The sequence below is a fragment of the Litorilinea aerophila genome, assembly GCF_006569185.2.
Classification (GTDB): Bacteria; Chloroflexota; Anaerolineae; order Caldilineales; family Caldilineaceae; genus Litorilinea; species Litorilinea aerophila.
Map to the genome: position 1 here is coordinate 24757 of NZ_VIGC02000022.1, position 21821 is coordinate 46577.

Genomic DNA, 21821 nt, shown 5'->3' on the forward strand with positions numbered 1-21821 from the left:
TAGGGTATAGAATGCGTATCCGACCTACTTCAACGATGACGATTCCATGACTAATCTTTTGGCAGCGTAACCGAGCGCTGCCAGAACGTCTTCATGGGTGATCCCGTATTCTTCCGCTACCTCGTGAACGGCCATGCCTCCGGACAACTCGGAATGGTCAAGGTCTGTTTTTGGCCGCCAGGGCTTAACCGTCGTAACTTGACGTGACTACCACTCTGCGCGTGCACGGCGAATCCGAACCCCTTCAGGATCCCAATCACCTCAGGGCCGGAAAGACGGCGCAATCTAGGCATAGACCGGCTCCATCTCCATGGTTACGACCACGGGAGCGTGTGGGGCCAGTCCCAGATCGGTCAGGTTTTCACCCTCCAGGTGAAGTTGGATGGCCTCGCGAAGATTTCGCACCGTTTCGTCCAACGTCTCGCCCTGGGTGACGACGGCCAGGTTCAGACATTCAGCCACGTAACCCCGTTCTTCCCCCGGGTAGATCACAGCCTGAATTGTGTATCGCTGTTTCATGGCAATCTCCGTGCTGATGAACTCGCGGGTCGTTTGGATGACCCAGTTGGATTCTATGACTTCCCTGCAACAAGGGGTTCTAACACCGCGGAAACGCAGAGGGCGCAGCGGAAGACCGGAGAAAACTCAGCGTGCTCTGCGTCTTTGCGGTGTTCTTGTCGTGAAGTCATTATATATCACCACTGAGCGGAAATTCCAGCCAGTCCGCCCGGCGCCCAGCTGCGGGTACAATGCCGCTCATGCCCTGGCGTCTATGTTCGGTCGGAGGGCCAGATCAATTTCGTTGCTCATACAGGACAATTCCTTCGCGCACGGCTGTGGTGATGAAGGCGTTGGGTACATCACGCCATGCGGCTACCTCTTCTGGGGTCCACACCAGAATGTCTTTCTGCGCCAGACCGCGCAATGCCCGGCGATAGCGCGCTGCCCGGCGATGGCGCGGTTGGTCGGATGGCTCAATTAACAGCAAATCATAGTCACTGTCCGGATGGACCTCACCACGGGCGCGTGAACCAAACAGGATGATCTTCTGTGGGTTACCGATGCGCCTGATCCGCCGCACCATCTCTTGAAGCGTATCGTCCGATTCTATCTGTCGCGATAGTTTGGATTCGCTCATGGCATCTATGACTCCACGAAGGAAACCGCACCCGCCGCCAGAGCGCCGGGGCGCGGTCAGGACCGTTGCAGCCGATCCAGGCGCCTGCGCAGGCCATACCGGGTTGGATACCGCTCGCGCAGCTCGGCAATCCGCGCCTGGAATTCGGCCGTGCGGCCCTGGTGGTCCGCCAGAGCCTGCAATTGGAAGAGCCGGTCGAGGGCTGCGTCGTAGGAGGCGCTCGTTTTCGCCTCGATAAGGGCCATTACCTCCTGCCAGATTGCGTCCTCCCGCGCGGCCAGGGCCTGCAACTCCTGGAGACGTTTCGCCTCCGCCTCTTCCCTGGCCCGCTGCTCTGCTTCCTGACGCAGTTGTTCGGCGCGCGCCTGGAGCTCGCCCCACGTGCGCCGGGGTCCCGGAGTCTCCGGGGCAGCGGTGCCCATAAGCTCCTGCAGGCGACGGTTGAACTTCACGGTGAGATGGGGCTCCCCGAGCGCCAGGCGGATGAGGAAGTCGTTGCGTTCTTCCGGCGAAAGGCGAGCGATGGCTTCTTCCACAGGGACGGCTGGACTCTGCCCCAGGGGCGGGCTGGCCTCCGCAGCCGCCTGGACCAGGTACTCGTCCAACTGGAAGAACTCCATAAAACTCACCAGGGCCGGTGAGAGATCCTGCAGGCCAGATGGAACGGGCGGCTCCAGGACCTCCTCATGGGCCCAGTCCAGGTCAGCAGCGAGCAGCCAGGCCAGGTAGAGGAATCGATAGTCGCCAGCCAACAAGTCGTTGCGCAGTCTGCTCAAGATGCTGAGCCGGCCCTCACCTTCGACCCATCCTCCCCACCTTTCGCCATCTTCATCCAACGGGGATATATCCAGGATCAAGGCATCGCCGCACGTCTTCAGCTGGACGTACTCATCCCACAGGTACGGCTCTATCTGATGGCAGGGCAACAGATCTCTGGGAAAGCGAAAGGCGAGCTGCCGGCTGCCCCAGCTGGACAGGTAGATGAAGGCGTCGAAGTAGCGGGCCAGCACCTGGAGGGGATCGTGCCTGAAGCCCCCTCCCCAGCTGTAGGTGACAACCGCCTGGGTTGCAGTGACGTCGATGTGGCTGGAGAGGGCGCCGACCTCGGCCTGCTCTTCGGGCGTGAGGGGCCGATCCAGGGCCTGCCATTCGTAGTACTGGTATTCGCTCATGGACGTCTTTACAGTTCCAGTTATACCGACTGTCTCATCAAACTGTCTCATCAAAAGGTATCGCAGGTCACGTTTCTATACGTGACCGCTGGTCCGGTATGGAAACTGGACCTACGAAATCGTGAGCGCCACAGAGATGGCCCGGGCTTACCCCTGGCCGGGGAGTGAGGCTGCCACCCGCTCCTGGATCTCCGGCGTGAAGCCGGCCAGCTCCTCGTCGGTAATGAGGCCATACCGGTGCCACAGCGAGAGGAGAAAGAAGCCCTGGGAGCGGCGCCAGTTGTCGAAACAGTCGGCGACCACCCGGTCCTGCTCCCGCAGGTGCTGATAGAGATCCAGGTAGGCGCGATGGCTCCCCCTGTCCGCCGCGCTGGCGATGATGGCCTCGGCTTCCTGCAGGATGCGCCGGCAGAGCCGGTCCAATGCCAGGGGCCGGAGGCGGGAAAGATGCTTCCAGTCCGATTCGGGTAAGTTCATGGAATCCTCCGTTTTGATTTCGGTTTGGCCAGTGCCGGGTGCCGCTTCCCCCATGTCCTGGGAGCTGTGTCCTGGGAGCTGTGGCTATGGGGCGATGCACCTGTGAGTATAGGCGATTCAAAGGGGATGTCAAACAGGTCTGGCGTCCGCCATTCCCAGGGGCTTGTGCTATACTACCCCTATGGATCTGATGCGCCTCGTTGTGACCTTCATTCGCCTGGGCATCCTGAACGAACTCCAGTACCGGGCCAACTTTTGGGTCCAGCTCCTGCGCTCCGTGCTGGGCATGGTCACCGCCGTGGGGGGGCTGGCGGTGGTCTTCCAACACACGGACACCCTGGCCGGCTGGCGCCCGGCAGAGTTGCTGGCCCTGGTGGGCATCTACTTCATCATGGGTGGCTTTATCAACACCGTCATCCAGCCCAGCATGGAGGCCTTCCTGGAGGATATCCGCCGGGGGACCCTGGACTTCGTCCTCACCAAGCCGGCGGACGCCCAGCTCCTGATCAGCCTGCGGCGCCTCTCCCTCTGGAGCACCTTCGACCTGGTGTTGGGCGTGGCGGTGCTGGCCTACGCACTGGTGCAGGTGGGCTACCTGCTCTCGCCCCTGCAGATCCTGGCCTTTGTCCTGGCCCTGGGCGCCGGCGCGGTGATCGTCTACAGCTTCTGGCTCATCCTGGCCACCTTCGCCTTCTGGTTCATCCGCATCGAAAACATCCTGGTCATCTTCCAGAGCCTCTACCAGGCCGGCCGCTGGCCGGTGGGGATCTACCCGGATGTGTTGCGCTTCGTCCTGACCTTTCTGGTGCCGGTGGCCTTCGCGGTGACGGTGCCCGCCGAAGCCCTCATCGGGCGCCTGACCGGCCAGGTGCTGGCCACCGCGGTGGGCCTGGCGGTGGGCATCTTCGCCCTGGCCCGCTGGTTCTGGCGCCTGGGCCTCCGCCACTACGCCGGCGCCTCCGCGTGACGGGCCAACGGCCATCCCAACACACCCATGTCCAGCGTACTCCGGGTCTCGGCGGTGTTTTTGCAGTAAAGTCATCTGTGGCTCCCCTGCAAAAAGGGCATTTTTGAACGCAAGGGCGCAAAGAAACGCAGGAGAGAATCACCCAAATCAGCGTTCATCTGCGTGGGTCAGCGTCCTCATTGGACCTTTTTGCAGCAGAGCCATATCTGTGAAATCTGTGGTTTCTATCGTGGAGTCATGAGCATGTATCTATCGGTCAACGATCTCAGCGCCGCGCCCTTTGAGCCCGGGGTGACGCCACCGGACCCGCTGGTCGGGGCGGCGGCCTGCTGGTTCCTCTTCCGGGGGGACCAACTGCTGGTCCAGGACGTCCAGGCCGGGCACTTCCCCCTCCCCCTGCTGCCGGACTGCCAACGCCTGGGCATTTCCCCTGTGCGACAACACTACCTGGGCTTCCTGGACGGCGGCCCCAGCGCCAGGATACCCTGCTATGTGGCGGAACTGGCGGAGGATGCCGCCGTGCCCCCGGGCTACCGGCTGGACGGCCTGCGCCAGCTCTACGAGCTGCTGGGCGAGCGCCTCTTCATGCTGGCCGGCCGGGCCATCCAGGTGCTGGAATGGGACCGGACCCACCAGTTCTGTGGGCGATGTGGCACGGCCATGGCGCCGGTCCCTGGGGAGCGGGCCAAGCGCTGCCCGAGCTGCGGCCTGACCCACTTCCCCCGCCTTTCCCCGGCCATCATCATCGCGGTGACCCGCCCCGGCCCCCAGGGCGAGGAGATCCTGCTGGCCCGCAACCACCGCTTTCCGCCTGGCCGCTACAGCGTCATCGCCGGCTTTGTGGAGCCAGGCGAAACCCTGGAGGAGTGTGCCCGGCGGGAGGTGCGGGAGGAAGTGGGCATCGAGATCCGGGAGATCCGATACTTCGGCAGCCAGCCCTGGCCCTTCCCCAACTCCCTCATGATCGGCTTCACCGCCACCTATGCCGGCGGGGAGATCCGGCTGGAGGACAGCGAAATTGCCCAGGCGGACTGGTTCACCGCCGACAACCTGCCCCAGCTCCCCCCCAAAATGAGCATCGCCCGCCGCCTGATCGACGCCTTTGTGGCCCGACAGGCCACCGGTGTCGCCGGCCAAAACCGCTAAAGAACGGGGCTTACCATGACCACCACACTATCTATGACTACACGAACAAAAAGAGGGCGCCTCCTGCGCCTGGCCGCCGGCATCCTGCTCCTCCTCCTGGTGGGCGCCGCCCTCACCATCATCTGGGTGACCCAGACCCCCACCCTGCGCCCTGAAGCCCTGGCCGCCCTCCACTCCGACGAGCAGGTCCAGGTCCACGGCGGCCCCTGGTTCGTCTTCTGGCCCACCCACGGCACGCCGGACACCGCCCTCATCTTTTACCCCGGCGGCCGGGTGGACTTCCGGGCCTACGCGCCGGCCGCCCACGCCATCGCCGCCCAGGGCTACCCGGTCATTATCGTGCCCATGCCCCTCAACCTGGCCGTTCTGGCCCCGAACAAGGCCAGCCAGGTCATGGCCGCCTATCCCCAGATCCACCGCTGGTTCCTGGCCGGCCACTCCCTGGGCGGCACCATGGCCGCCCGCTTCGTCCACCGCCACCCCGACGCCGTAGCCGGCCTCGTCCTCTGGGCAGCGTACCCGGCATCCGAAGACTCCCTGGCCGCCCTGGCGGAGCTGTCGGTAACCTCCATCTACGGCACCCGGGATGGCCTGGTCTCGGCGGACGAAATCCAGGCGTCCCGGGCCTTGCTTCCGCCGGACACCGCCTTCATCCCCATCCCGGGCGGCAACCACACCCAGTTCGGCTGGTACGAGCTCCAGGCCGGGGACCAACCTGCCACCATCTCCTATGGGGAGCAGCAGGAGGCCGTGGTCCGGGCCACCCTGCAGGCCCTGCACAGCGGAATGTAGATGATTTGCCCAGAATTTGCCCAGATTTTCCCCGCCAGAACGTAACCCACCACACAGTCAAAAAGATTAATCGGGTCCATAATCTTCCCGATGCACGTTGCCAGGCCCAGAAACATCTTTGCCCATTGGACTGGAGCTACCGATTTCGCTCCACAGATGGCAGGGAGGGCTCTGCGACAGGGTGCGTGAACCAATGCTCAATCAATGGCTCTACTGCACAAAGGTCAAGTGAGGGCGCTGACCCACACAGATGAACGCGGATTCGGGTGATTCTCTCCCGCGCTTCTTTGCGCCTTTGCATTCAAAAACGCCCTTTGTGCAGGGAAGTCATCAATGATCAATCAAAGAAGTGATCAATCAAAGAAGGTGTCAGGTATCCATGCAGCCTTTATCTGAACTCGACCGGATCCACATCCGGGATCTGTTGGTGCGGGGCATCGTCGGCATCAACCCCGACGAGCGCAAGAACCGCCAGGATATTCTCATCAATGCCACCCTGTGGGCGGACACCCGGGCCGCCGGCCGCAGCGACGACATCGCCGACACGGTCAACTATCGCACAGTGGCCAAGGCCCTCATCGCCCACGTGGAAAGCGGCCAGCCCTTCCTGGTGGAAAAGCTGGCCGCAGACCTGGTCCGCCTCTGCCTGGAGGCCGACCCCCGAGTCCAGGCGGTGGAATTGACGGTGGAGAAGCCCGGCGCAGTCCGCTTTGCCCGCAGCGTGGGGTTGACCATTTTCCGCACCCGGGACGAGGTGTTGGGCAAGGGGTAGGCCATGGCCACAGCCCTGATCCTGGCCGGCAGCAATGTGGACCGGGAACGCAACCTGCCGGCCGCGCTGGACGCGCTCCGCCGCCTGCCCGGCCTCCGGGTTCAGGCCGTCAGCGCCATCCATGACACCCCAGCCATCGGGCCGGATGGCCGGCCCAGCGGCCAGCCCAATTTTCACAACGTGGCCCTGCGGGTGGAAACAGAGCTGGGCTACCAACAGTTGCGCCAGCGCCTGCGGGAGGTGGAGGCCCGCCTGGGCCGGGTGCGCACCGAGGACAAGTTCGCGCCCCGCCCCATCGACCTGGACATCGTCTGGTACGCGCCGGACGACGGCGGGCCGCCTGTGGTCGACCCGGACCTGGCCCGGTACGCGCATGTGGTCCTCCCCCTGGCCGAGATCGCGCCAGACTGGCAGGACCCGACCACGGGCCACAGCCTCCAGGAGTTGGCCGCCCGCTTCCGCCCCACTGCCAGGCCAGCAGGCTGAGAACAGGGGTGGGTATCCACGACTCTATTGCAAAAATTATTGCGGAGGTATCGATGATGAAACACGAGACAATCCTGCCCGTGAACGGGCATGCGGAAACCGTCGCCCAGTCCCAAAAGGTCCACGAGCCCGACGCCCCCACGGCCGCTGGCGAGGACAAGCCCTACGACCCGGTCCTGGCCGACCTGGTCCGCCAGATGCTGGTTCGGCTGGGCGAAGACCCGACACGGGAGGGGTTGGTGCGCACGCCCCAGCGGGTGGCCCGGGCCATGGGCTTCCTCACCAGCGGCTATCACATCTCCCTGGACGAGGTGGTCAATGACGCCATTTTCCAGGACGACGGCGAGGAGATGGTCCTGGTGCGGGACATCGAGTTCTACTCCCTGTGCGAGCACCACATGTTGCCCTTCTTCGGCAAGGTGCACATCGCCTATGTGCCCAACGGCAAGATCATCGGCTTGAGCAAGCTGGCCCGCATCGCCGACCTGTACGCGCGGCGGCTGCAGGTCCAGGAGCGGCTGACCAACCAGATTGCGGATGCCCTGGAGCAGGTGCTCGCCCCCCGGGGCGTGGCAGTGGTGGCAGAGGCAGTCCACTTCTGCATGATGATGCGGGGGGTGCAGAAGCAGCACAGCGCCACCCTGACCCGGGCCATGCGGGGCGTCTTCAAGAGCGATGCCCAACTGCGCCGGGAGTTCATGGACGCTGTCGGGCAAAGGCAGGGCTGATGGCAGGCGGCGTCCAGGTCGCCCAACGATCGCCGGTGGGCCAGGATGTCAAGGACGCGGGTAAGGTGGAATGAGCTCCCGGGCACCGGGAACCGCAGCCCCCAGGGCAGGCTGGGCCACCGCGGCCGGCGCCACCACGTGGGGCCGGGGCGCAGCCAGGTAGGCCTGGGCCGCCTCATAGCCGGCCTGGATCATCTCCCGGGTCTTGCTGAAATCCCGGAAGGAGATGCCCTGGAAGGCCGGGATGTGGATGTGGTGCAAATCAATAGCCGTATCGCGGATGGCCCGGTCCAGATCCTGCAGGAGGGACTGGGCCATCATCGCGTTGATGGTGTGGCCGATGACTTCCAGCACCCCCTGGGCGGGCGTCAAAGGGCCGCCGCCGTAGCCGGCGTTGACCACGTAGACCTGGGTCGCGCCCTTGTCCATGGCCACGCTGGCAGCCACGTTGGCCAGCACGCCGCCATCCACCAGCTGCAGGCCGTGATAGGCCACGGGCGGATGGATGGCCGGCACCGAGGCGCTGGCCAGCACCGCGTCCACCAGGGGAACGTTGCCGTCCTCGCCGAAGAGGAAGAGACGGCTGCTGAGGAGATCCACCGCGGTGACGTAGAGGGGAAGCTGCAGGTGGCCAAAGGTGGTGACCCCGGCCGGCAGCGCGTTGCGGATCAGGGTGCGCATGCCGTCGCTGCTGAAGAGGCTGTCCGCCCGCCGCCAGAGGCGCCAGGCCGCGCCCAGGATGCCGCCGGGGTAGATCACGTTGGCCGAGGCCTGCTGCCACAGGGCTTCCATGGCCTCCACCGTCTCCCGGCTCATCCCCCGGGCTGCCACGTAGCAGCCGTTGATGGCGCCTGCCGACGTCCCCACAATAAAATCCGGTCGGATCTGGTGCTCCACCAGGGCCCGCAGCGCGCCCACTTCCACCGGACCCCGGTTCCCTGCACCACTCAAGACCAGCGCGATCATTGGGCTTCCCTCCTTGTTTCGGTGTCTTTCCCCGCGCAGCCACGGTGAATGCCGATTGTCCGACCATGGGGCTTGGCAGGTCACGTTTCCATACGTGACCGCCTGTCCGGTATGGAAACCGGACCTGCGGAGCTTGTCTGTGGAGGCATCAGCACGGTGAAATCAGCGGCGGGGATCCACGAGCGCCGCATTGTTGCGCACGGCCACGATCTCGGCCATGATGGCCACCGCGATCTCCTCCGGCGACCGCCCGCCCAGGTCCAGGCCGATGGGCGCCCGGATGCGGGCGATCTCCTCGTCGCTGACGCCCATCTCCTTGAGGACGGCCACCCGCCGGGCGTGGGTCTTGCGGGAGCCCAGCGCGCCGATGTAGCGGGCCCGGCTCCGCACCGCGTAGGCCAGGGCGGGGTTGTCGATCTTCTCGTCGTGGGTCAGCACCACGATGCAGGTGTTCTCGTCGATGTTCAGCTCCGGCAGGACATCCGCCGGCCAGCGGACGATGAGCTCGTGGGCATGGCCGAAGCGCTCCGGCGTGGCAAAGGCGCCCCGGGCGTCCAGCACGATGGTGCGGAAGCCCAGCACGTTGGCGAAGGTGACCAGGGGGATGGCGATGTGGACCGCGCCCACAATGATGAGCCGGGGCGGCGGGAGCTGGACATCCACGAAGAGATCCAGCGACTCCTGCCCCCAGGGCACGGTCAAGCGGCCGGACTCTCCCCTGGCCAACAAGGTCGCCGCCTCTTCCCGCACCCGGTCATCCAGCCCGGGCTCGCCCAGGCTGCCCAACCCCGAGCCGTCACCATACACCAGGAGCTTTTGGCCCGTGCGGGGGCCGGCCAGCACCGTGGCCAGGGCCACGGGCCGCCCCTGTTCCACCGCCTCCCGCCAGGCGTTGAAGATGGGTCCCATGGCTACCAGTCCAGCGGTTCCACAAAAACCTGGATGGTGCCGCCACAGGCCAGGCCGACGGACATGGCCAGCTCATCGCTGATGCCATATTCCACCAGGCGGGAGCGTCCGGCACCGGGAGGCTGCTGCAGGCACGCCAGGGCTTCTTCCACCACGGCCCCTTCCACACAGCCGCCGCTGACAGAGCCGGCCATCTCACCGGCGGAGGAGATGGCCATCTTGGCGCCCAGGGGCCGGGGCGCGGATCCATAGACCTTCACCACCGTGGCCAGGGCCACTTGTTTGCCTTCTCGCTGCCAGCGTTCGATTTCGGGGAGCAGTTCACGCATGGTCTCCTCCTGCAAGGAACGAACTCAAGGAATCGGCGATGGAGCGGGCCCGGGCGTGGGCCTCGGCCTGGGCTTCAGCCGGGGAATCGGTCCAGCCGGGCTCCGGCGTGATGGGCCGCCCGGTGCGCAGGTCCACCCAGGCCACGCCTGTCTCGCCGGGCTGCGCCTGCAGGGCCAGATGGAGCACCTGACTCACCAGCCGCCCCTGGACGTCGGGCGCCAGGGGCACGTAGGCGCCATGCGCCAGGCGGTAGCCCACCAGCCGGGGCTCGGCCCCAGGGTCGTCCCAGTCGACCAGGAAATACTCCTCCACCCCGGCCCGGGCGTAGATCTCCCGTTTGGCCTCCCGGTCCAGGTGGGCCAGGCGGGGAGAGGTCACCTCCAGGACGAAGCGGGGGTGGGCGCCCTCCTGCTGGACGTCGAAAAACGTCCGGGGGCGTCGGGGCTCGCTCCCCTTCAGGACCACGGCCAGATCCGGCGCCGGCCCGGGCAGGGAGCGGTCCGCCCAGCGGATCTTGACGCCCTGGAGGACGATGGTCGAGGGGTGGAAGCGGTAGTGCCAGCGCAGGGCCCGGGTCAAGGCCTGGACCACCTGGTCGTGGCGCTGGCCATGGAAAAAGGCGTCCCCCTCCTGGGGATCCAGGAAATCCTCGGGCGTCAGCGGCCGGTACTGGTAGTGGGGCTGGCCGGTGTGGTCATAGGTCACCACCTGACGGCGGCCGTAGGTAAACTCGTCCACGGGCATCTTCCTTTCACGTCTGGGCCAGCACCTCGGCCAGTTGTTCCAGGCTGGCCAGGTTGTGGACAGGCAGGAAGTCGTCCACATGGGGCAGGGCGGCCTGGATGCCCCGCACCAGGGGCTGGTAGTTGGGTGCGCCCAGCAGGGGGTTGAGCCAGATCAGCCGGTGGCAGCTCCGATGCAGCCGGTCCATCTCCCGGGCCAGCAGGTCGATGTCGCCCCGGTCCCAGCCGTCGCTGATGATGAGGACGATGGCGCCCTGGCCCAGGACCCGGCGGGCCCAGCGGTAGTTGAAGTGCTTGAGGGCCTCGCCGATGCGGGTACCGCCGCCCCAGTCGTGGACGGCGCGGGTCGCGTCGTCCAGGGCCCGGTCCACATCCCGCTGGCGGAGCTGGCGGGTGATGCGGGTGAGCCGGGTGCTGAAGACGAAGGACTCCACCCGATCCCACTGGTTGGTGACCACGTAGATAAACTGAAGGAGCAGCCGGGCGTAGCGCTCCATGGAACCGCTGATATCGCAGAGCACCACCAGGGGCCGGCGCTTGTAGCGGCGGCGACGACGGGCCAGGGTCAGGGGCTCGCCCCCGTGGCGCAGGCTCTGGCGGAGGGTACGGCGCAGGTCCACCAGGGCGCCGTGGGAGGCCCGGGCCGTGCGCCGGGTGCGCCGGGGCTCCGGATCCCAGCGGATGGCGGCCATGGCCTGTCGCACCGCGGCCAGCTCGGCTTCGTCCAGCTGGGCGAAATCCTTGTGGCGCAACACCTCCAGGTCGCTGTAGGTGTAGATCTTGTCGATGTGGGGCTCATCCCGCTCTTCCTGGGCCGGAGGCGGCTCCTGGCCGTTGGCCACCAGCGCCTGCTGGATCTGGCCCCGGCGGCGTTGGAGGATCTGCCCCAGCTCGGCTCGGGCCTTGTCCCCGTCCGGGTACAGCCGCCAGAAGCGTTCGAAGGCCAGCTCGAAGATGGGCAGGTGTTCCCGGCGGTTGATGAGCACGGCCCGGGCGCTGTGTTTGAAGTCCTCCCGGTTGCCGATCTGGATGAAGCGCAGGCACTCCACCAGATCCACCATCTGGGTGGGCGTCACCGGCACCCCCAGGCTGCGCAGGTACTGGCCGAAGAGCACACAGTGGCGCAGCAGGTGGCCGCCCGTCTCCAGCCGTCCGTCGGTCATGGCCTGTCCGTCACTCCATCATCTGGGAGCGGGCCAGGATCCGCTCCACGCCGAGCTGCTGGACCTGTTCCAGGTCGTCCCGGTACTTGAGGAGGGTCCCCAGGGTATCGGCGATGACCGCGGGGTCCAGCTCCCGTTGATCCAGGGCTACCAGCGCGGTGATCCAGTCCAGGGTTTCGGCCACGCCGGGCAGCTTGTAGAGCTCCTGGCGGCGCAGCTCCTGGACGAAGGCCACCACCTGGCGGGCCAGTTGTTCGGGAGCTTGGGGCACCCGGGCCAGGACGATGCGGTACTCCTTTTCGAAGGAGGGGTAGTCGATCCAGTGGTAGAGGCAGCGCCGCTTGAGCGCGTCGTGGATCTCCCGGGTGCGGTTGGAAGTGATGACCACCACCGGCGGCGTGGGTGCCTTGATGGTGCCCAGCTCGGGCACGGTGATCTGGAAGTCGGAGAGGACCTCCAGCAGGTAGGCCTCGAACTCCTCGTCGGCCCGGTCCAGCTCGTCGATGAGGAGGACCGGCGGTTCGCCCTGGCCGTAGTCGATGGCCTGGAGCAGGGGCCGCCGCAGGAGGAAGGCGGGGCTAAAGAGCTCCTGCTGGGCGGCGTCCAGATGGACGTGGCCGGCGGCCTCCATGAGGCGGATCTGGAGCATCTGGCGGGTGTAGTTCCACTCGTAGACCGCGGTGTTGACGTCCAGCCCCTCGTAGCACTGGAGGCGGATGAGGGGGCGCTGGAGGAGGGAGGCCAGCACCTTGGCCACTTCGGTCTTGCCCACGCCGGCCTCGCCCTCCAGGAAGAGGGGGCGGCCCAGCTTGAGGGCCAGGAAGATGGCGGTGGCCAGGCTGCGCTCGCTGATGTAGTGGTGGTCGGCCAGGGCCGCTTCCACCTGGGCGATGGAGGTGATCTGGTCGATGGCTGTCAAGGTGGCTATCTCCGCTCCGGTTTATCTGCGCCGGTTAATCTGCGTCGCTGTCTTGGCGCCGTTCCCTCCGCTTTCGTGCCGGCGGACTGGATTCCCGCAGTTCAGGCAGGGACGGGTGGGGCGCCGGGCCCCATGGGGTATTGTACCGGATTTGCGGTGGGGGTCAAGGATGGGGCGGAGGAGCAAAGCCCAACGGCGTCCGCTTCACCTGCAATCCAACAAGCCAACTAGATTGAACTGCCTGTCTCCATTGGAGGACAATGTTCGTTCTGGCCTCAGTTAAAGTGCTATTTGAAAAGTAACAGCTGTCGGCCAAAAGGCAGCATAAACTATACCCAAACGCTCTGACCGACAGTCAGTGACACACTATCAATCCAATGATTTTTTGGACAAAAGCCAGTGGACGCTATCGTAGTCCAGGTACGCAATAGGCCATCAATTGATGCTGTGCCGCTTGGATCTTATCTACCCCTATTAAAGCAGATTTTTAGATATAAACTCTTTGAGGCGTGTGTGCTGAAGCATCTGATCCAACGTCTTTGCGGTAAAAACCTTACCTCTGGTGGCGATAAGTAGTTTTTTCATATCTTCCCGACGAACGCCAAAACCGCGTCCACCGATACAAGCGATGACTTCATATTTGGGATCATCTGTAGACCGCCCTGCGAGACTCAATTCGCCAAGATGCTGTATGCGGGTAACCTTATCTCGCGCTGTCCCATCATCCTCTGTAATCTTTGCTTCTATAATCACCTGAGGATTAAATTCACTCGGTATGATGAAGTCTGGTGCTTGATCAAAGCCTTCGATTTTTTCGGCCCGCCTGGTCTTGCGGAAGCTTATCCCTGCCTTGCTCAGTATCTCCTCAATCGCAGATTCAAGGCTATCGCCGATAAGCTCACTCACTGAGTCCCTATGCCCGGCGAAAGGTCTACCGAGAAACCTCTCGTATAGTAACATGGCGTAGGGGACACCCATCCCGGCAAGATTCCGGACACTTTCCAGCCCCCTTTTCGTGTCAGCTTTATCCAGTCTGTGAATCTGATCTTCACGAATCTCAGGAACCCCTTCGGCCAGCAATTGGCACGCTGTACGGATTAACGCTTCCAGACGAGGCCTTGTAACACCACTAATGTTCAGTGGCATTTCTGGGGTCATTCGCACTTTGCGGTCAAGAGAACGTATGAAGCCCTGTGAGATCTCAACTCCAGTCCTCTGAGTCGCCACATATGCCCATTCGGGCGGTGTAAATCCCAACATAGTTCGTAAAACAACGATGGAGATAGGCTCATCGACTGTTACCGAAAATATCCGCTCCGGTAACATCTGCGTAAAATTTCTGGTTGCTACCTTCAGTGCTTCGTATCCCCGTTCGAAGACAGCATACTCGACAAAACCTGTTCCCTTGGGCATAACAAGAAATTCCGACTCCAAACAAGAAAAAACTGCGTTAACAAACGGTTCTGGGTCATTCAGAATCTCTTCAACCGTGGCTTCAAAAGGAAACTTTTGCATGTTTTCCTCCGTATTTCGTCATGGTTACAGCGTTGGAATGCTGTCGCGCCCCGTAATCGTATTAAGATAGCGTCTTATATCTTCCCAACTGCCGAATTTCTGAAGCCACGCTTCGACTTTAGAAAGTTTTTCGGCAGTCTCACTGGCATTATCCCAAGCGTGTCGGAGACCCCAAATCGCCAATCGAGTCAAATGGCCGTAGACTATACAGCGTAAATCTCCTTCAGTTACTTTTACACCACCAGCTTTAAGTGCTTCCACATCACGTTTCACCAGAACAGCGACCTCGCGAGGTGTTCTCGCCAAGTCTTCTTCGGAAATCGATCCTGTAGAACGGCACACAAAGACCGTGTCTACGATTGATGATCCAGTTCCATTGATATGTATCGAGGCGCCCATCTCTGCCGGGCACGGGAGCGAAGCTGTACAGGTTAGTTCTGCATCAAGAATGGCAACAACTAGGGGGAGATAGGCGGTTATGTCGTTGTGGTGGTAGGTGAAGGCGAGAGGGGCTCCTGGTTTCAGTGCTCTCGCCATCTTCCTAAAAACTGTGCTGAGGCCCTGTGTGAAATGTTCCAATCCTCGGCCCATGACTTCATTGACCGTTAATTCTTCCGGGCGACGTGTGGAAGACGCTAGGAACGCGAAAGGAGCATCCCTCTCAACTAGCCGTCGGAGCCAAACATAACAAAAATCCATTAGTTCCGCGTATTGCACGTTTCCAAAATACGGTGGATCGGTTAAGACCGCATCCAGACTATTATCTGGTAAATCGGCTTCGGCAGCGTCACCACAAATAAGTTCGATTTTTCTCTTTTCCCCTTCCAGTGGGCTATGGTGGTAATCACCTATCCATTCACCAGGAATAGGAACAATTTCCTTCTTCCGCCCCTTATTACGCACTTCGAACGGGGCATCGCAGTATGACTTTGCTTTCCTGAATTTTTCGATTATGTTCGCCCACCCACCGCTACCGACGATTGTTCCCTTATCCGGATCGACGATACCTAGCATGTTAGATTCGCACTGGATTAGACCAACCGGAAATCCGTGAACCGAGAATATATCGAGCGATTTCAGGGCCATGGTATCATATCGGCATAGCATGTTTTGGTAACGAAGAAGATCTGAGAGATTGGTGGCCAACGCGCCACGCACCCGTTCATCCGTTATTCGGGAAATGAAACGCGCGGCCATTTCCAGGCCAAGCAACTGCCTGCTGTTGAACATTTCTCGGTAATACCGGTATCCCCAACGGTGAAGGCGGTTTGTTTCGTCTCCACTGGGTATAGGATCATCCGGAACAAATCTGGAGTGAATGTTCTGCCACTTGGAATCAGCCTCTCTTATTCTTTCTAAATCCAGTTCGTCCGGTTTTTTGAAAAATCTTCCCTGATGGCTGGGCTTACATATAGGACAGTAGTATTCGATAGCAAACAATTTATGTTCGGGGCGTTTATCCGATGTGGGAAAATGATTATCGGTCCCGCAACTTGGGCATTGGCATACCCCCCGCCTCGCGGGTCCTTCTAGTCGGAGTGACGAGCGGCAGTAGCGACATTTACCCAGTTGGGATTTATCTTCTACTTCGTTAAGTTCGCCACACTCCATACAGATAATAACGTTCTTTGGGTGTCTAGCATTTCGAGCCACTAAGAAGCCCGGGAACAAATCGATTTTTTCTCCGCATTTTGTGCAAGCACGTGTTTTGACCCAGAGAAAATACTTGGCATGAGCATCATCGGAACCACAGTAAATACACTGTGTCTTATAAAGATGGCCGAGTTCCTTCTCCAACGTTTCAAGTAACCGGTTTGCGGTTCGCTCATATGCGGCCAGGTCAAGGTGTTCAAGCTCCTGCTTGACAATCCAGTAGGACATCGGATTGATGTCAAAGCCAATAACCTCGCAGCCCATTCGGTTAGCCTCCAACAACGGAGTTCCCCCTCCCATAAACGGATCCGCAACACGAATGCCAGAAAGATCATTGGAGTCGAAGAAGGTTTGCGTAAGTGGTCTGCTACCGAACTCAGACAACAACAAGCCGCGGAACAGTGTTCCGGGACGGCGGGCGAACCATTTGTGGACAGCGATGACCGGACGGTAGTTCTGCTGAATTTGCTTTTCACGTAAGGCGAGGTTTGCAATGAAACTAATGTCAAAATCATGTTCAATCATGCCACCATCCTCCAAGCAGTCGTGGTAGAGTAGACTCGAGACTTCTAAAATTGCTGAAGTGGACCAGCTCATAAATGGGCATTGCAGCTTCTAGTTACGGCAGCCTGGTAGCTTTGAATCCGATAGCCTAAGAACCTGTATGAAAAGTAGCGGCTATCGGCCAAATCGTGGTAAACGTTGTGTTTGTGAACACGCAACGATACCCAACCAACCTGACCGACAGCCAGTGGGCCATTATCCAGGATCTGATTCCACCGGCTAAACCTGGAGGACGACCGCGCAGCCTGGATATGCGCCAGGTCGTCAATGGGATTCTCTATCTGACCGTCAGTGGCATCCAGTGGCGGATGCTGCCTAGAGAGTACCCGCCGTGGCCAAGTGTCTACACTTACTTTCGCCAGTGGCGAGACGACGGTACGTGGCAGCGGATCCACGACACGCTGCGGGCCGAGGTGTGCCGCCGGGAAGGGCGACACAAACATGCGACGGCTGGCAGCATCGACAGCCAGACGGTCAAGACGGGGGTGAACCCGATGGGCATCCGCGGCTTCGACGGCGGGAAACGGACCATGGGACGCAAGCGCCACATCCTGGTCGATACCACCGGTCTCCTCCTGGCTGTGCTGGTGACGGCGGCCTCGGTGCAGGACCGAGACGGCGCCCGCATGCTCCTGGGACGACTGGCCGGATTCGGCAAGAAACTGCGTCTTCTCTGGGTCGACGGTGCCTATCGAGATCCCCCTTTAAGACTGGGTGGCCCGGCGCTTTCGTTTCCGTCTGCAGCCGGTGACACCGCCCCGTGGACAGAAGGGCTTCACCATTCTGGCTCGGCGTTGGGTTGTCGAACGGACCTTCGCCTGGCTGGGTCTCAACCGCCGGCTCTCCAAAGACTACGAACGGCTGCCGGCAAGCAGTGAAGCGTTCATTCATATCGCCATGATTCGCATCATGCTGCGCCGTTTGGCGCCTACATGACCCTTTTCATACAGGTTCTTAGACTCATAGGCAGCTTTGGCGAGCCGCTCGAGATGAACTCGAGATTCAGCGCTACGGCGTAGTTCTTCGGCACGAGCCGAAGCTCTTCGCAAACACTTCTTAAGAACCGCGATAGCTGCAGAGCCAGTTCGCGTTCGGTTAGGTCCAGTATCCGGCGAGACAACTCGAGATTGACATTGACAAGCGGTGCGCATGTTGAGGCCGATACTTCCTACAACGCGTACATCTTCCTAATTCCCGCCGAGTCCACCATGATGAATGATGTTCTTTTGGTATATACCTACTACTGTCTCATATGCCGACGGGCTGCCCCTCCGGTCAGATCCAGCCGTAGTGTACCATGGGAATCGAGTAATGTTTAGCTTTTCAGGCCATAGGAGATTTGACCTGTCAAACGGCAACAGGCCAATGGCAACAAAACAGGGGGGCGGGCCTGCAGGCCCGCCCCCCTTGGTGCCACGTAGCCATCCTCTACCCCCGGGCCCGGTCCCGGGCCAGCTTGAGGGCCTGTTTGGCATAGCTCCGGGCCAGGGCCTGGCGATACTCCTCCGAGGCGTAGATGTCCCCCATGGGATCCTGGATGGAGAGATGGGCGTCCACCGCCTGGTCGATGGTGGCGTCGTCCAGCGCCTGGCCCACCAGCGCACCGGTGACCGCGCCTGCGTCCACCGGCTTGACCGAGACGCCGTTGAGGGCCAGCCGCGCCCCACTGCACCGGCCGCTGCCGTCCAGCTGGACGATGGCCGCCGCTCCGCAGACGGCGTACCCCGAGGCCGGGTGCTCGAACTTGAGATAGCAGGAGCCGCTGCCGGCCCCCAGGGTGCTGACCTCGATGGCCGTGAGCAACTCACCAGGCTGGATGTCGGTGGTGAGCAGATCCACAAAGAAGTCGGCGGCCGAGACTTGCCGTTCGCCGCCCGGCCCCGTCAGGTGAAGGACGCCGTCCAATGCCACCACCACCGCCGGCAGGTCCGAGGCCGGGTCGGCATGGACCAGGTTGCCGCCGATGGTGCCCCGGTGGCGCACCTGCCGGTCGCCGATGACCCCCGCGGCCTCGGCCAGGAGGGGGCAGTGCTGCCGCACCAGCTCCGACGAGGCGAGCTCTGCGTGGGTGGTCAGGGGGCCGATGCGCAGCCGGCCGTCAGCCAGGCTGACACCAGAGAGGCCCGGAATGCGGCCGATGTCCACCAGGGCCGCCGGCTGGGCCAGGCGCAGTTTCATGGCCGGCAGGAGGCTATGCCCCCCGGCCAGGACCTTGGCATCCGGGTTGGCCTGAAGCAGGCTCACGGCTTCCTGCACCGATGATGGACGATGATAGTCGAATTTGGCTGGGTACATGTCAATCCTCCCCTTGGAATGGGCGATGCGGAAAGGGCATGGGCCTACTGGCCGCCGTTGCGATGGCAAAGGCGCCAGACCTTCTCCGGTGTGACGGGCATATCCACGTGCTCGACGCCGAAGGGCGACAGGGCATCCACCACCGCGTTGATCACCGCGGCGGGCGAGGCGATGGTGCCGGCTTCGCCCACCCCCTTCACGCCCAGGGGGTTGTGGGGACAGGGCGTCACCGTGTGCTCCGTCTCAAAGGAGGGCAGGAAGTGGGCCTTGGGCACGGCGTAGTCCATCATGGTGCCGGTGACCAGGTTGCCGCTCTCGTCGTAGACTGCGCTCTCGAAGAGGGCCTGGCCCACGCCCTGGGCGATGCCGCCGTGGATCTGGCCGTGGACGATCATGGGGTTGATCATGTTGCCCACGTCGTCCACCGCCAGGTAGCGGCGCAGCTCCACCCGGCCCGTCTCCGGGAAGACTTCCACGATGGCCACATGGGTGCCGAAGGGGAAGGTGAAGTTGGACGGGTCGTAGAAAGTGGTGGACTCCAGGGCCGGCTCGATGCCCTTGGGCAGGTTGTGGGCCAGGTAGGCCTGCAAGGCCACTTCCTGGATGGTCTTGGCCTGGTCCGGCGAGCCCTTGACGTAGAACTTGCCGTTCTCGAAGGCCAGGTCCTCCTCCGCGGCCTCCAGCAGATGGGCCGCGATCTTACGGGCCTTTTCCACCACCTTGCGCGCGCCCACCGCGATGGCGCTGCCGCCCACGGCCGCGCTGCGGCTGCCGTAGGTGCCCCAGCCGTGGGGAATCTGCGCGGTGTCGCCCTCGATGATCTCCACATCCTCGTAGGGGACGCCCAGTTCGCTGGCCACGATCTGGGCGAAGGTGGTCTTGTGCCCCTGGCCGTGGCCGGAGGAGCCGCTGTAGACCATCACCTTGCCCGTGGGCAACACCCGCACCACCGCGCTCTCCCACTGGCCGGCCTGGGCGCCCAGGGAGCCCACCACCTGGGAGGGGGCCAGGCCACAGGCTTCAATGTAGCAGGAGAAGCCGATGCCCAGATAGCGGCCCTGCTGGCGCAGCGCCGCCTGCTCCTGGCGGAACTTGTCGTAGTCGATGATGGAGAGGGCCTTTTCCAGGGCGGCGGGATAGTTGCCGCTGTCGTACTGGAGGGCCACCTGGGTCTGGAAGGGGAACTTGTCCGGGGAGACAAAGTTGCGCCGGCGGATCTCCACCGGATCCAGGCCGGTGACCCGGGCAGCCTGGTCCATCAGCCGCTCCACCACGTAGGTGGCCTCGGGCCGGCCCGCGCCCCGGTAGGCATCCACCGGTGCGGTGGTGGTGAAGGTGCCGATGACGTGGCAGTGGATGGCCGGGATGTCGTATTCGCCGGAGAGCAGGGTGCCGTAGAGGTAGGTGGGTACGGCCGGGGCGAAGGTGGAGAGGTACGCGCCCATGGCGGCGTAGGTTTCCACCCGCAAGCCCAGGATCTTGCCGTTCTCGTCCAGGGCCATCTCCGCGGTGGTCACGTGGTCCCGGCCGTGGGCGTCGGTCAGGTAGGTTTCGGAGCGGGTGGCCGTCCACTTGACCGGCCGCCCCAGCTGCATGGAGCACCAGGACACGATGGCTTCGTCGGGGTAGTGGTGGATCTTGCTGCCGAAGCCGCCGCCCACTTCCGGCGCGATGACCCGGATCTTGTGCTCAGGCAGGCCCAGGGAGGCCAGGGACATGAGCAGCCGGTGGATGTGGGGGTTCTGGGTGGTCATGTAGAGGGTGAGCTCGCCGGTGATGTTGTTGTAGTCGGCCAGGGCAGCCCGGGGTTCCATGGCGTTGGGGATCAGGCGGTTGTTGACCAGTTCCAGCCGGGCCACGTGGGCCGCGTTGGCGAAGGCGGCATCGGTGGCGGCCTTGTCGCCGATCTCCCAGTCGAAGGCGATGTTGCGGGGCGCCTCTTCGTGGATCTGGGGAGCGCCTTCCTGGGTGGCGGCCTTGGGGTTGACCACCGCGGGCAGGGGCTCGTAGTCCACCTGGATCAGCTCCAGGGCGTCGTAGGCGGTGTAACGGTCCTCGGCCACCACCACGGCCACGCCGTCCCCCACGTAGCGCACCGTGTCCTTGGCCAGGATGGGATGGGCGGGGGTCTTCAGGTTGGGCAGCAGCCAGCCTACCGGCACGGTGCCCGGAATGCCGCTGTCGGCCACGTCCTGGCCGGTGAAGACGGCGACGACGCCGTCCAGGGCTTTGGCGGCGGAGGTGTCGATGCTGCGGATGCGGGCGTGGCTATAAGGGCTGCGCAGGATGGCCACGTAGGCCATGTTGGGCAGTTGCAGGTCGTCGGTATACTTGGCCTTGCCGGTGATGAGGGCCGGGTCCTCCCGGCGGCGAATAGCAGCACCAATCCCTTGCTCAGTCATGGTCAGTCTCTCCTCTCTCCCGTGGGCCTTCAGGCGACGGGTTCAGCCTGCAGGCGGGTGGCAGCTTCCTGGACGGCCCGGACGATGTTGTGGTAGCCGGTGCAGCGGCAGAGGTTGCCTTCCAACCCCTCCCGAATCTCGGCCTCGGTGGGCTGGGGGTGCTTCTGGAGCAGGTCCAGGACGGACATGATCATGCCGGGGGTGCAGTAGCCACACTGGAGGCCGTGCTGTTCCCAGAAGGCCTGCTGGACGGGATGGTATTCGCTGTCGTGGGCCAGGCCTTCGATGGTGGTGATCTGGCTGCCGTCGGCCTGGACGGCCAGGACGGTGCACGATTTGACCGCTTTGCCATCCATCAGCACGGTGCAGGCGCCGCACTGGCTGGTGTCGCAGCCGACCTTGGTGCCGGTCAGGCCCAGGACATCCCGCAGAAAGTGGACCAGCAGCAGGCGGGGTTCCACCTCCTGCGCGACCGACTTTCCGTTGATTTCCAGTTGGATCGGTACGTTCATGGTGAGTATTCTCCTGTGTGAGTCCGAAAAGGATCCTGAAAACCGTGGTTGAACAGCCAGGAGGCTGGAGAACTCCACCGAAACGGGTTCGGCGTCTGATATGGAAATCGGGCTGAAAGCGGTTATCAGAAAAAAGACGAAAGCCGGTTGGGATGTGGTCAGGGCGTTGCGG

At 62.8% G+C, this 21821-nt stretch carries 24 protein-coding genes; 7 read left to right on the forward strand and 17 right to left on the reverse strand.

The features are described from left to right. Nucleotides 1-24: 24 nt before the first annotated feature. From FKZ61_RS24470 to FKZ61_RS16005, 6 genes are all read right to left on the reverse strand, one after another. Nucleotides 25-135 (reverse strand): DUF433 domain-containing protein, encoded by a 111-nt coding sequence (locus FKZ61_RS24470; protein ID WP_141611135.1) that lies wholly within the window; start codon nt 133-135, stop codon nt 25-27. Continuing rightward, nucleotides 117-293 carry a type II toxin-antitoxin system HicA family toxin gene (locus FKZ61_RS24475; protein WP_141611136.1) on the reverse strand — a complete coding sequence of 59 codons (177 nt, stop codon included), beginning with the start codon at nt 291-293 and terminating at the stop codon, nt 117-119. The genes FKZ61_RS24470 and FKZ61_RS24475 overlap by 19 nt, the downstream gene beginning before the upstream one ends. Continuing rightward, a complete protein-coding gene (locus FKZ61_RS15990; protein WP_141611137.1) occupies nt 286-519 on the reverse strand; it encodes a type II toxin-antitoxin system HicB family antitoxin in 234 nt (77 codons plus the stop codon). Before FKZ61_RS15990 ends, FKZ61_RS24475 begins: the two co-directional genes overlap by 8 nt. A gap of 274 nt (nt 520-793) precedes the next feature. After that, nucleotides 794-1138 (reverse strand): nucleotidyltransferase domain-containing protein, encoded by a 345-nt coding sequence (locus FKZ61_RS15995; RefSeq protein ID WP_141611138.1) that lies wholly within the window; start codon nt 1136-1138, stop codon nt 794-796. A 56-nt stretch (nt 1139-1194) separates the two neighbouring features. Continuing rightward, complete coding sequence (locus FKZ61_RS16000) at nt 1195-2310, reverse strand: hypothetical protein (protein ID WP_141611139.1); 1116 nt, start codon at nt 2308-2310, stop codon at nt 1195-1197. 147 nt (nt 2311-2457) lie between these two features. Next, nucleotides 2458-2787, reverse strand: a complete 330-nt coding sequence (locus tag FKZ61_RS16005; RefSeq protein WP_141611140.1) for a peptide ABC transporter substrate-binding protein — start codon at nt 2785-2787, stop codon at nt 2458-2460. Between the two features lie 190 nt (nt 2788-2977). On the opposite strand from FKZ61_RS16005, the gene FKZ61_RS16010 reads away from it, so the two are divergent. From FKZ61_RS16010 to folE, 6 genes are all read left to right on the forward strand, one after another. Continuing rightward, nucleotides 2978-3754, forward strand: a complete 777-nt coding sequence (locus tag FKZ61_RS16010) for an ABC transporter permease (protein ID WP_211358592.1) — start codon at nt 2978-2980, stop codon at nt 3752-3754. 243 nt (nt 3755-3997) lie between these two features. Continuing rightward, on the forward strand, nt 3998-4900 hold the full coding sequence (gene nudC / locus FKZ61_RS16015; protein WP_141611210.1) for an NAD(+) diphosphatase: 903 nt from the start codon (nt 3998-4000) through the stop codon (nt 4898-4900). Between the two features lie 33 nt (nt 4901-4933). After that, entirely contained in the window at nt 4934-5692 is a 759-nt protein-coding gene (locus FKZ61_RS16020) for an alpha/beta fold hydrolase (RefSeq protein WP_229964287.1), read from the forward strand. A 379-nt stretch (nt 5693-6071) separates the two neighbouring features. Then, nucleotides 6072-6464: a dihydroneopterin aldolase gene (gene folB, locus FKZ61_RS16025; protein ID WP_141611142.1), complete on the forward strand. Its 393-nt coding sequence runs from the start codon at nt 6072-6074 to the stop codon at nt 6462-6464. Between the two features lie 3 nt (nt 6465-6467). Then, nucleotides 6468-6950: a 2-amino-4-hydroxy-6-hydroxymethyldihydropteridine diphosphokinase gene (gene folK, locus FKZ61_RS16030; RefSeq protein ID WP_141611143.1), complete on the forward strand. Its 483-nt coding sequence runs from the start codon at nt 6468-6470 to the stop codon at nt 6948-6950. Between the two features lie 56 nt (nt 6951-7006). Then, a complete protein-coding gene (gene folE, locus FKZ61_RS16035; RefSeq protein ID WP_141611144.1) occupies nt 7007-7678 on the forward strand; it encodes a GTP cyclohydrolase I FolE in 672 nt (223 codons plus the stop codon). 48 nt (nt 7679-7726) lie between these two features. Here folE and FKZ61_RS16040 read toward each other — a convergent pair whose 3' ends face one another. The 8 genes from FKZ61_RS16040 to FKZ61_RS16075 form a co-directional block, all read right to left on the reverse strand. Further along, nucleotides 7727-8644, reverse strand: a complete 918-nt coding sequence (locus FKZ61_RS16040) for a patatin-like phospholipase family protein (RefSeq protein WP_141611145.1) — start codon at nt 8642-8644, stop codon at nt 7727-7729. Nucleotides 8645-8806: 162 nt separating this feature from the next. Further along, entirely contained in the window at nt 8807-9553 is a 747-nt protein-coding gene (locus FKZ61_RS16045; protein WP_141611146.1) for an XdhC/CoxI family protein, read from the reverse strand. A 2-nt stretch (nt 9554-9555) separates the two neighbouring features. Then, nucleotides 9556-9882: an XdhC family protein gene (locus FKZ61_RS16050; protein WP_141611147.1), complete on the reverse strand. Its 327-nt coding sequence runs from the start codon at nt 9880-9882 to the stop codon at nt 9556-9558. Next, nucleotides 9875-10621 carry a Uma2 family endonuclease gene (locus FKZ61_RS16055; RefSeq protein WP_170199833.1) on the reverse strand — a complete coding sequence of 249 codons (747 nt, stop codon included), beginning with the start codon at nt 10619-10621 and terminating at the stop codon, nt 9875-9877. Before FKZ61_RS16055 ends, FKZ61_RS16050 begins: the two co-directional genes overlap by 8 nt. A 13-nt stretch (nt 10622-10634) precedes the next feature. Beyond that, entirely contained in the window at nt 10635-11789 is a 1155-nt protein-coding gene (locus FKZ61_RS16060; RefSeq protein WP_141611149.1) for a vWA domain-containing protein, read from the reverse strand. Between the two features lie 10 nt (nt 11790-11799). Next, a complete protein-coding gene (locus tag FKZ61_RS16065; protein WP_211358593.1) occupies nt 11800-12708 on the reverse strand; it encodes an AAA family ATPase in 909 nt (302 codons plus the stop codon). Nucleotides 12709-13182: 474 nt separating this feature from the next. Further along, the gene (locus tag FKZ61_RS16070) at nt 13183-14223 is read right to left on the reverse strand and encodes a hypothetical protein (RefSeq protein WP_141611150.1); all 1041 of its coding nucleotides are present in this window, start codon (nt 14221-14223) and stop codon (nt 13183-13185) included. A 24-nt stretch (nt 14224-14247) separates the two neighbouring features. Beyond that, nucleotides 14248-16401, reverse strand: coding sequence for a DUF1156 domain-containing protein (locus tag FKZ61_RS16075; RefSeq protein WP_141611151.1), 2154 nt, complete (start codon nt 16399-16401; stop codon nt 14248-14250). A 179-nt stretch (nt 16402-16580) separates the two neighbouring features. Here FKZ61_RS16075 and FKZ61_RS16080 point away from each other — a divergent pair. Beyond that, nucleotides 16581-17376, forward strand: a protein-coding gene (locus FKZ61_RS16080; RefSeq protein ID WP_407659933.1) for an IS5 family transposase whose coding sequence is annotated in 2 segments (ribosomal slippage) — nt 16581-17147 and nt 17149-17376 — 795 coding nt in all. Because the reading frame shifts where the segments join, the coding sequence is not laid out codon by codon here. Nucleotides 17377-17868: 492 nt separating this feature from the next. On the opposite strand, the gene FKZ61_RS16085 is transcribed toward FKZ61_RS16080, so the two are convergent. The 3 genes from FKZ61_RS16085 to FKZ61_RS16095 are packed head-to-tail and all read right to left on the reverse strand — an operon-like array spanning nt 17869 to nt 21649. Then, the gene (locus FKZ61_RS16085) at nt 17869-18735 is read right to left on the reverse strand and encodes an FAD binding domain-containing protein (RefSeq protein ID WP_141611152.1); all 867 of its coding nucleotides are present in this window, start codon (nt 18733-18735) and stop codon (nt 17869-17871) included. Nucleotides 18736-18779: 44 nt separating this feature from the next. Further along, nucleotides 18780-21137: a xanthine dehydrogenase family protein molybdopterin-binding subunit gene (locus FKZ61_RS16090; RefSeq protein ID WP_141611153.1), complete on the reverse strand. Its 2358-nt coding sequence runs from the start codon at nt 21135-21137 to the stop codon at nt 18780-18782. Between the two features lie 29 nt (nt 21138-21166). Further along, nucleotides 21167-21649 carry a (2Fe-2S)-binding protein gene (locus FKZ61_RS16095; protein WP_141611154.1) on the reverse strand — a complete coding sequence of 161 codons (483 nt, stop codon included), beginning with the start codon at nt 21647-21649 and terminating at the stop codon, nt 21167-21169. Nucleotides 21650-21821: the final 172 nt, after the last annotated feature.